The organism is Brucella pseudintermedia (genome assembly GCF_008932435.1).
In the GTDB taxonomy this organism is placed as follows: Bacteria; Pseudomonadota; Alphaproteobacteria; order Rhizobiales; family Rhizobiaceae; genus Brucella; species Brucella pseudintermedia.
The window spans coordinates 1-458 of the sequence record NZ_WBWE01000043.1; the positions used below are offsets into that span (position 1 = coordinate 1).

The window sequence follows — 458 nt, forward strand, 5'->3', positions numbered from 1 at the left end:
ACGCTCGACAGTCTGGTTCCGAAGGATCACCTGCTTCGCAAGATCGATGCTGTGATCGACTTCTCCTTCATCCACGACCGCGTTGCCGGACTTTACTGCGCCGACAACGGCCGCCCGGCGCTCGATCCGACCTTGATGTTCAAGGCTTTGTTCATCGGTTACCTGTTCGGCATCCGCTCGGAACGTCAGCTGGTGCGCGAGATCGAGGTCAATGTCGCCTATCGCTGGTTTCTGAGGATGAAGCTGACCGATGGTGTGTTCGATGCCTCGACGCTGTCGCAGAACCGCCGCCGGCGTTTCAACGACGCATCGGTGGCCCAGGACATCTTCGACCATATCGTCGAACAGGCGATTGGCCATGGGCTGGTCGATGGCACAGTGCTCTATACCGACTCGACCCATCTGAAGGCCAATGCCAACAAGGGCAAGTATGATCTGGCCATGATCGAGAAATCGCG

Annotated in this window: 1 protein-coding gene; it reads left to right on the forward strand. The window is 57.9% G+C overall.

Annotated features, from left to right (window positions below; translation table 11 throughout):
• On the forward strand, window positions 1-458 hold a 458-nt coding region (locus F9K78_RS21805), incomplete at both ends, for a transposase (RefSeq protein ID WP_167518158.1).